The sequence below is a fragment of the Collinsella sp. genome (assembly GCF_052346665.1).
Classification (GTDB): Bacteria; Actinomycetota; Coriobacteriia; order Coriobacteriales; family Coriobacteriaceae; genus Collinsella.
In genome coordinates this window covers 1-7,359 of record NZ_DAWDUX010000004.1, presented here as the reverse complement: position 1 = coordinate 7,359, position 7,359 = coordinate 1, and the positions used below count along the sequence as shown (strand labels likewise).

Annotated in this window: 5 protein-coding genes and 1 pseudogene; 4 read left to right on the top strand and 2 right to left on the bottom strand. The window is 55.1% G+C overall.

Annotation, left to right across the window (positions count from 1 at the left end; all coding sequences use genetic code 11):
* A partial coding sequence (locus ACT8II_RS01310) for a glucosaminidase domain-containing protein (RefSeq protein WP_443812841.1) occupies positions 1–1,369 on the top strand: 1,369 nt, incomplete at its 5' end.
* 68 nt (positions 1,370–1,437) lie between these two features.
* On the opposite strand, the gene ACT8II_RS01305 is transcribed toward ACT8II_RS01310, so the two are convergent.
* Both ACT8II_RS01305 and ACT8II_RS01300 read right to left on the bottom strand, forming a co-directional pair.
* Positions 1,438–2,379: a DMT family transporter gene (locus ACT8II_RS01305; protein WP_118653359.1), complete on the bottom strand. Its 942-nt coding sequence runs from the start codon at positions 2,377–2,379 to the stop codon at positions 1,438–1,440.
* A 3-nt stretch (positions 2,380–2,382) separates the two neighbouring features.
* Positions 2,383–4,152 carry a phosphotransferase gene (locus tag ACT8II_RS01300; RefSeq protein WP_118653357.1) on the bottom strand — a complete coding sequence of 590 codons (1,770 nt, stop codon included), beginning with the start codon at positions 4,150–4,152 and terminating at the stop codon, positions 2,383–2,385.
* Positions 4,153–4,728: 576 nt separating this feature from the next.
* Between ACT8II_RS01300 and ACT8II_RS01295 the strand changes: the two are divergent.
* The 3 genes and pseudogenes from ACT8II_RS01295 to ACT8II_RS01285 all read left to right on the top strand — a co-directional run.
* Positions 4,729–4,881 (top strand): annotated as a pseudogene (locus ACT8II_RS01295) (helix-turn-helix domain-containing protein); the annotation flags it as partial.
* 232 nt (positions 4,882–5,113) lie between these two features.
* On the top strand, positions 5,114–6,700 hold the full coding sequence (locus tag ACT8II_RS01290) for an IS3 family transposase (RefSeq protein ID WP_443812840.1): 1,587 nt from the start codon (positions 5,114–5,116) through the stop codon (positions 6,698–6,700).
* A 570-nt stretch (positions 6,701–7,270) separates the two neighbouring features.
* Positions 7,271–7,359 (top strand): AbiH family protein (locus ACT8II_RS01285; RefSeq protein WP_443812863.1); only part of this gene is annotated, 89 nt, incomplete at its 3' end.

Here is a 7,359-nt window from a genome sequence, read left to right as displayed (position 1 = left end):
TGCACCTTCTGGCGCGATGCAAACGGGCTGGCAGCTTGTAGACAATAATTGGTATCTTTTTGACGGATCCGGCGAGGCACTATCCGGGTGGCAGAACATAGGGGGAACTTGGTACTACCTCAACCCTCAAACAAATGTGATGCTCAACGGGTGGTACATCGTTGATGGCTCTTGGTACTACTCCAATTCGTCTGGCGCGATGCTTACCGGGTGGCAGAGCATAGGCGGAACATGGTACTACCTCCACGGCTCAGGAGCTATGGCAACTGGATGGCTCAACCAAGGGCCAACGTGGTATTACCTCGATCAGGCAAGCGGTGCGATGAAAACGGGCTGGTACATCGCTGACGGCTCATGGTATTACTCCTACGCGTCCGGCGCCATGGCGACCGGATGGCTCAAGCTTGGGGATACGTGGTATTTTCTTCATGATTCTGGCGCAATGACAACCGGCTGGCACACCATAAATGGTACGTGGTACTTCTTTAGTTCATCTGGCGCCATGGCAACTGGATGGGGGTTCGACGGCAGTGCATGGTCCCAGTTCGCCCCCTCGGGCGCTTGGATCGGCTATGGGGAAGGCTGGCAGCTTATCGATGGCACGTGGTATTTCTTACATGTGGGGATTCCGGTCACGGGTTGGTCGCTATTAGGCGGAACGTGGTATTACCACGACCAAAATGGAGCAATGCTAACAGGCTGGCAAGACTACAACGACTCGCGTTACTATATGCACGCGAGCGGAGCTATGGCAACTGGCTGGAATCTCATAAACGGAAAGTATGAATACTTCTCAGCCGGCGGCCAATGGGACTCGCAAAAATCGCAAGCCTTGATGCCCATTATTGCCTCGAGCCCCAACAAAGGCGCGACAGTCAAAAAGATGGTCGCCGCATATACGATGTCAGCTGCTCAATATCCAACAAAAGCACTCTCTAAGGGCGGAGCAGACTCCATTTTGGCCTTTTGCAACATCTTGTACGATGAGGCAAGCGCAGAAGGCGTTGACCCTCGTGTCCTTTTCTGTCAGGCGATGCTAGAGACCGGTTACCTTAGATTCGGAGGAGCGGTTACCATCGACCAATACAACTTTGGTGGACTCGGAGCAACAGACGGGGGTGGAAAGCCAGCAAGCTTTAAAGATGTAAAAACTGGGCTCAGGGCGCAAGTACAGCACCTCAAAGCATATGCTCAGGAAAATCCTGTGCTCACTAACGCCTGCGTTGATCCACGGTTCAACTTGGTTAAAAAAGGAAGCTCCCCCTACGTCCAACATCTTGGCATCCAAGAAAACCCCCATCATGTTGGATGGGCGTCAAGCAAAGAATATGGGATTAAAATCGTCACGATGATCATGTCAATATTCTAGGCTACCAACAGGGGCCGTCGCGTACATCGCACGACGGCCCCGTCCTAAGGCCACTCCTCAATTCGAGATTACCGAACTGCTTTCTTTCCAAATAGCTCATTCCAGTCGCACGCTGCAAGGATCGTACCCACAAGAATTACCATGCAGCAGATAATAGTAGAAATAGTTGGAACCGCCCCCAGCAGAATAAGGCCGAACAGTACCGCCCAGGCAGAATAAGAAATATTCAACGCCATCGCACGAGAGGCACCGATCACCGCGATACCCTTGTAGTAGAAGAGATATGAAGCAGCCCCCGCCAAGCCAGCGAGCGCGATGTAGCCAGTCGCCAAACTTGGAATGGCCTGCAAAGTAAAGCCCCAGGCCCCCATGGCGGGCAAAACAATCAGCCCGTATACAAGGGCGGATGTCGTCTCTCTGATCTGCAAAGCCGTCTCATTATCAACAGAGTCGTCCTTCATGCCCCATGCGCATAAGACAGCCTCAGAACCCCAACCGACAACGGTCAAGAGAGCGCCAAGCAATCCGAATGGAGCATTTACAACCTGAGAGTCACCGGCAGACAACAGTCCCATGGCCATTACGCCAAAGAGACCCACAAATAGGGCAACAATCTGACCTTTGGTCATCTTCTCTTTAAGCAGCAGGAACGCGAGAAATGCACCAACTGCTGGATAGAAAGCAGAGATGATGGCAGTGTAAGCGGCCCCCAGATTGGCAATGGCAACCACATACCCCGTCATTCCAATAGGGCCTCCAAGCAGGGCACCAGCCATCACGACCTTCCCCGACCTTGTTTTGAGGGCGTTAAGGGTGTCGGCAAAACGATGGCGTACGCCCATATAACCAAGCAACCATATAGCGCAAAACGCATCATGTAAAAACGAACCGACGATGGAGGCAAAAGCGAGCGCCTCCACTGATCCAATATATGGTGCAAGGGCAAGCCCGATTCCAAGAATCACTGTATCGAGTCCCCATAGAACACCGCTGAACAGACCGTACTTCATGTTCTACTCCTCCCCGTACAGAGCAAGCGCCTTGTCGATATAAAGAACTGCGTAGTTGTAGTAGATGTAAAGCCATTCACCCACAAAATCACCCTCGGCTTCTTTGAGAAGCGACCAAAGATACCAACACCAGCCGGCAAGCGCGATATGTGCGAGATTATGACGACGCTCCTCCAAGGTGGGTTCACGATCGAAATACGCAACTAGAGCCTTATCCACTTCTTTCTCGGACAATTGACAGCACACGCAGAATGTACCGAAATCGTTGGCATAATCGCTCATTCCGGCGTATTCCCAATCAATAAGGTAATAGGCGTCGTCCTCGTCAACGAGGAAATTAAGCTCAAAGAAATCGTTATGGCAAAGGCAAACGGGTGCCCCGTCTTCATTAACATGCGATGCGAGCCTGTCGAAGCGAACGGCAAGTTCATGATAGCCGGGGATATCAATCGGACCCTTTTCGAGCAGCAAGGCTTCGTATCGCTTGGCTTCTCGGAAGAAATTAAAATGCCTGTCGACAATCACATCGCATGCATGGAGATCGTGAGCCATGCGCATAGTTTTTGCGACCTGCCCGGCATCATGTGGATCGATATTTCGACAATTAGGAATAAACTTGCTTATTTTCCAACCACGCTTGGGATCCTCGAAAATATACGTGCCATCAAGTCCAAGTTCACGCGCAACCTTCTGCGCTGCAACCTCTCCCTCGCGGTCAATCAGCAATTCAGTTCCCACGCCTGGATGACGATACACATACTCACCGGAGTCTGTCGCGAAATGGCAGGAAAGATTTGTAAGCCCCTGCTTAAGCGGATAGACATCATGAATCTCGCTCTTTGAACAGCCTAGAATCTGGACGATATTATCGAAGATATCGGAATCGACATTTTCGATAAAAGCCGGATCGAAAACACGAAGCTCATCGAGAGAGTCAAACTCATTAATAATGCCATCATCATACGGACGAATCACCATATCAAATTCCTTGATATGGTCGATGAACAAATCCTCCCAAAGCTTGTCAATCGTTTCGGGCTTGTCATACTCCGATTCGAGCACTTCAACCATATGTTTAGAGAAGGCTCGATCGAAATAAACATGCCCAAGCATGTACCAAGCGTGGGAGCCGCCTACGGAGACGTCAATGATACGGTCATGAGAACCCGTCTTCATACACCACTCGCTCGTTGAGCCCTCCGACCATTGAGCAGCGTAATATGCATGCCAGACGTACGGCTCAAAAGGATTAGTCGTGAAATAGTCGTCAGAGGAACAGACGTAAGTGTTCCCCAGCCGATTGCGAACCCGATAGAGCGAAGAATGGTTGTTGCGCGAAGCATACTCATCGTTAACGACAATACTCACGCTGTACTTACTTTCAAGATAGAAGAAATACGCCTTTTTATAACCCACCACGACTGTAATGTCGGAGACACCTGCATCTCGGAGCTGCTCAATCTGACGCTCAATAAGTACCTCTCCCCTAACCCGCAAGAGACCTTTGGGTTTTTCATAGGAGATGGGTGCAAAGCGACTAGAGAGGCCGGCAGCCAGGATGATGGCATTATCGACTTTGTATGGATGCAAGGCCTCGAATCCAGCATCGGTTATCTCAGCACCGTCAATAAGGCCCTGTTTCGCAAGATCTCTGACTGCAGCGTTGACAGTACCCAGAGATAGACCAGTCTTCTCGGCGATCTCTCGCTGGCCACATCCAGAGCACTCACGAATACGGTTTAGAACCTCAAATGATCTTCTCGAGAGGGGCATGGCGGACTCCTATGTTCAGAACTAGTATCTCAGTTCAGTATACTGAACAGTGTTCAGATATCAATATTAGATTTATAGATTTGAACAGTTAAACTGAATTTAGCACAACGGATGACGTGGGTAATGGCATCTTGCCAAAAGTGGTGGAGGCTTGGGCATCGAACCCACGGCTTAAGTACGCTAATCCTGCCCAACGGCATCACGTCCGGAACCTCCACTTAAGCCAGCCGCCAACATGAGAAGCATCATCGAATCGTTCATATGAACCTCCATCATCAAATTAACTTGTTCAATCATTACTTCAAAAATCAAAGCAAAAGCGCCGGAGAACAAGTCGATGGGTTTCGAGACGTCCAAATGCACGCAAAGCAGGGAAAGCATCAGTGCGGTTATATGATACGGCTTCGGTTAACTCCACATGAAAACTCGATGACTTGCATACCGCTTGAGTATTCAGCCTAGATTTGCAAGTTGAGCGAAACGGTTCGAAAACTCAGCGATACGCGTAGCGATAAGTATGAGAACCTCCTTCTCCTGCGGGCCCGATAGGGGGCCCGGGAACAGAGGGAGGTCCGAATGGCCAACAGGAAGAAGGGCGATACCGGAAGGGCGTACATCCGCCTCACGAGGCATGACAGAAACCAGATAGAGGAGATGCTCAAGAAGCGCGCCTCCTGCCGCCAGATCGCGAAGGCCATAGGGAGGGCGCCGTCCACGGTCTCCAACGAGGTGGAGCGGCACCGCTACGTGGTCGCCCCCAAGGCCCTGGAGGGCGCCAAGGCGCCCGACGGCCTGGAGGCGGCATGCGAGATCCTCGCCGCGTGGCCGAGGTGCTGCAACGGGTGCAGGCGCGCGTCGGGGTACGGCTGCTCGAGGAAGCCCAGTGTTAGCGCTAATCTAAAATTGACCACTGGGACTGCGGTGGTGATCCTGAACCAAAACGGGACAGGAAGGAAGCCGCATGTTCAGCACCGAACAGCGAAGGATCGCGATCGAGACCTTCATCAGATTCGATCATGGCCATGCAGGCACTGTTGCGGAGCTGGGGTACCCGACGAGGCATTCGCTCGGGGCCCGGCACAAGGACTATCTGGAGCATGGGGAGGTCAGGCCCCCGAAGCGGCGGCGGGAGCCCAAGCTCGCCTTTGAGATGAGGCGGGCCGCCGTGGACTACTACCTCGCGCACGGAAAGGGCCTCGCCGGGACCATGCGCGGGATGGGCTATCCCGCCAGCGGGGAGTGCCTCTGCGGCTGGATCGACGAGCTCGCCCCCGGGCGGGGGAAATACAGGGGGCCGAGCCCGAAAGCGGGTCCTGTCCCGCTCGCGGAGAAGATACGGGCGGTGGCCGAGCCCGGGTCCCGCAGCGGAACCGCTGCGGAGGTCGCCGAGAAGCACGGCGTGTCGAGGACGGCGCCCCACGTCTGGCGAAGGGAGATGATGGGCGATAATGGCGGGGACACCGGAGAGAAGGGCGTCCCCGTGAGCAGGGAATACGACGGCCTGCCAGACGGCATCGAGGTCCTGCGGGACATGCTGCGAGAGGCGAAGATGCGGCTCGGGCGGGTGCAGCTCGGGCTCGACGCGCGCCAGGCGACCCTCGAGATGGTAAAAGAAGACCGGGGCGCCGACCCGGAGCTGCCGGCGGACGAGGAGAAGGCGGCGATGGTGGAGGCGCTGAGGGCTGAATACAGGCTCTGCGAGATCCTGCCCGTGGCGGGCACGGCCAAGAGCAGCTGCGAGTACGCGAGGAGCGCCCAGGCCAAGGACGAGACCGAGAGGCACGCGGCCGCCCGCAAGGCCGTGATCGAGGCGTCCGGGGCCGGCGGCGGCACATACGGCCACAGGCGCGTGTACGCCCAGGTCAACGCCGATGCGGGGGACGGCGCGGCGATAGGCGAGCGGACGGTCCGCGGCATCATGAGGGACGAGGGCCCGCTCGCCCGCGCCGCCAGGAAGAAGCGGCGCTACAGCTCCTACGAGGGCGAGGTCTCGGAGGCGCCGGCCAACCTCTTGCGCGACGACCGGGGCGGGCACCGCTTCCGCTCGAACAAGCCGAACGAGCTCTGGATAACCGACGCGGCCGAGTTCCGCATCCCCGCCGGCAAGGCGTACCTGTCGCCCATCGTGGACTGCTTCGACGGCATGCCGCCGAGCTGGCCGGTATCGACCTCGCCCGACGCCGAGATGGCCAACTCGTCGCCGCTCGGCGCGTGCAAGCGGCTCGGCGAGGGAGACCATCCCAAGATCCACTCGGACCGCGGCCGCCATTGCCGCCGGCCGGGATGGATAAGGATATGCGATGAGAACGGCCTGGTCAGATCGATGCCGGGGAAGGGATGCAGCCCCGACGACGCGAGGTGCGAGGGCTTCTTCGGAAGATTGAAGATAGAGTTCTTCCACGGCTGCGACTGGGCCGAGGTCACGATCGAGGAGTTCATGGGGATGCTCGACGCCTACCTCAGATGGTACAGGGATGTCAGGATAAAGGGCGACCTGGATTACAGGAGCCCCATGCAGTACCGCAGGGATTTGGGCCTAGCAGCATAGGATGAATTCGGTCCAAGATTCCCACCGCAGTCCCTTCCGCTCAAAACTACTTGACGAAACACTGGCTGGCAGACTAGCCCCCGGGGACAACCGAACAGGCGTGCGGCACCCGTCGCGCTGAGTCCGAAAGCAGCGCGCGTCGGGTCGGCGGAGAATGCCCTCAGGACTCATCGCGACGCCTCCTCACGAATCCTACACCAGCGAAAACGCGCCATTCGGACAGGGTGTTTCGCTGAGGCTGGAAATCAACCGTTTAGAAACGTGCCGACGATTCGACAATGCTTCGGTTGGTTGTAGACTTATGTCGAATACTGAAAGGCTAAGCACAACGAAGCGGTCAGTCCTGCGGAATTCAGCTGAAAGCGTCGCGTTTTCCCGTGCAGGCTGTGTTAACCCGCAATCTGTATAGACGTCCGGACGGGCCCCACCATACTGACGCAGCTGCCCCTTTAATGAGGCGGAGAATCAACCGCCGGATGAAGCCCTCATGCATAACTTCAAGTTCAACGAATATAGTAAAGTTGCAAGCCAAAAGGGCGATAAAACTAACGTGCATGAGAAGGAAACTAAATGCAATCAGCAGAACGTCTATATATCATTGGAAACGGATTCGATCTCCATTACGGAATCAAAAGCTCGTATAAAGATTTCCTCTCCTA

Bases quoted from the DNA above. Each gene is read 5' to 3' on its own strand.
- ACT8II_RS01290 (WP_443812840.1), top strand. From the start codon at position 5,114: ATGTTCAGCACCGAACAGCGAAGGATCGCGATCGAGACCTTCATCAGA.
- ACT8II_RS01305 (WP_118653359.1), bottom strand. From the start codon at position 2,379: ATGAAGTACGGTCTGTTCAGCGGTGTTCTATGGGGACTCGATACAGTG.
- ACT8II_RS01300 (WP_118653357.1), bottom strand. From the start codon at position 4,152: ATGCCCCTCTCGAGAAGATCATTTGAGGTTCTAAACCGTATTCGTGAG.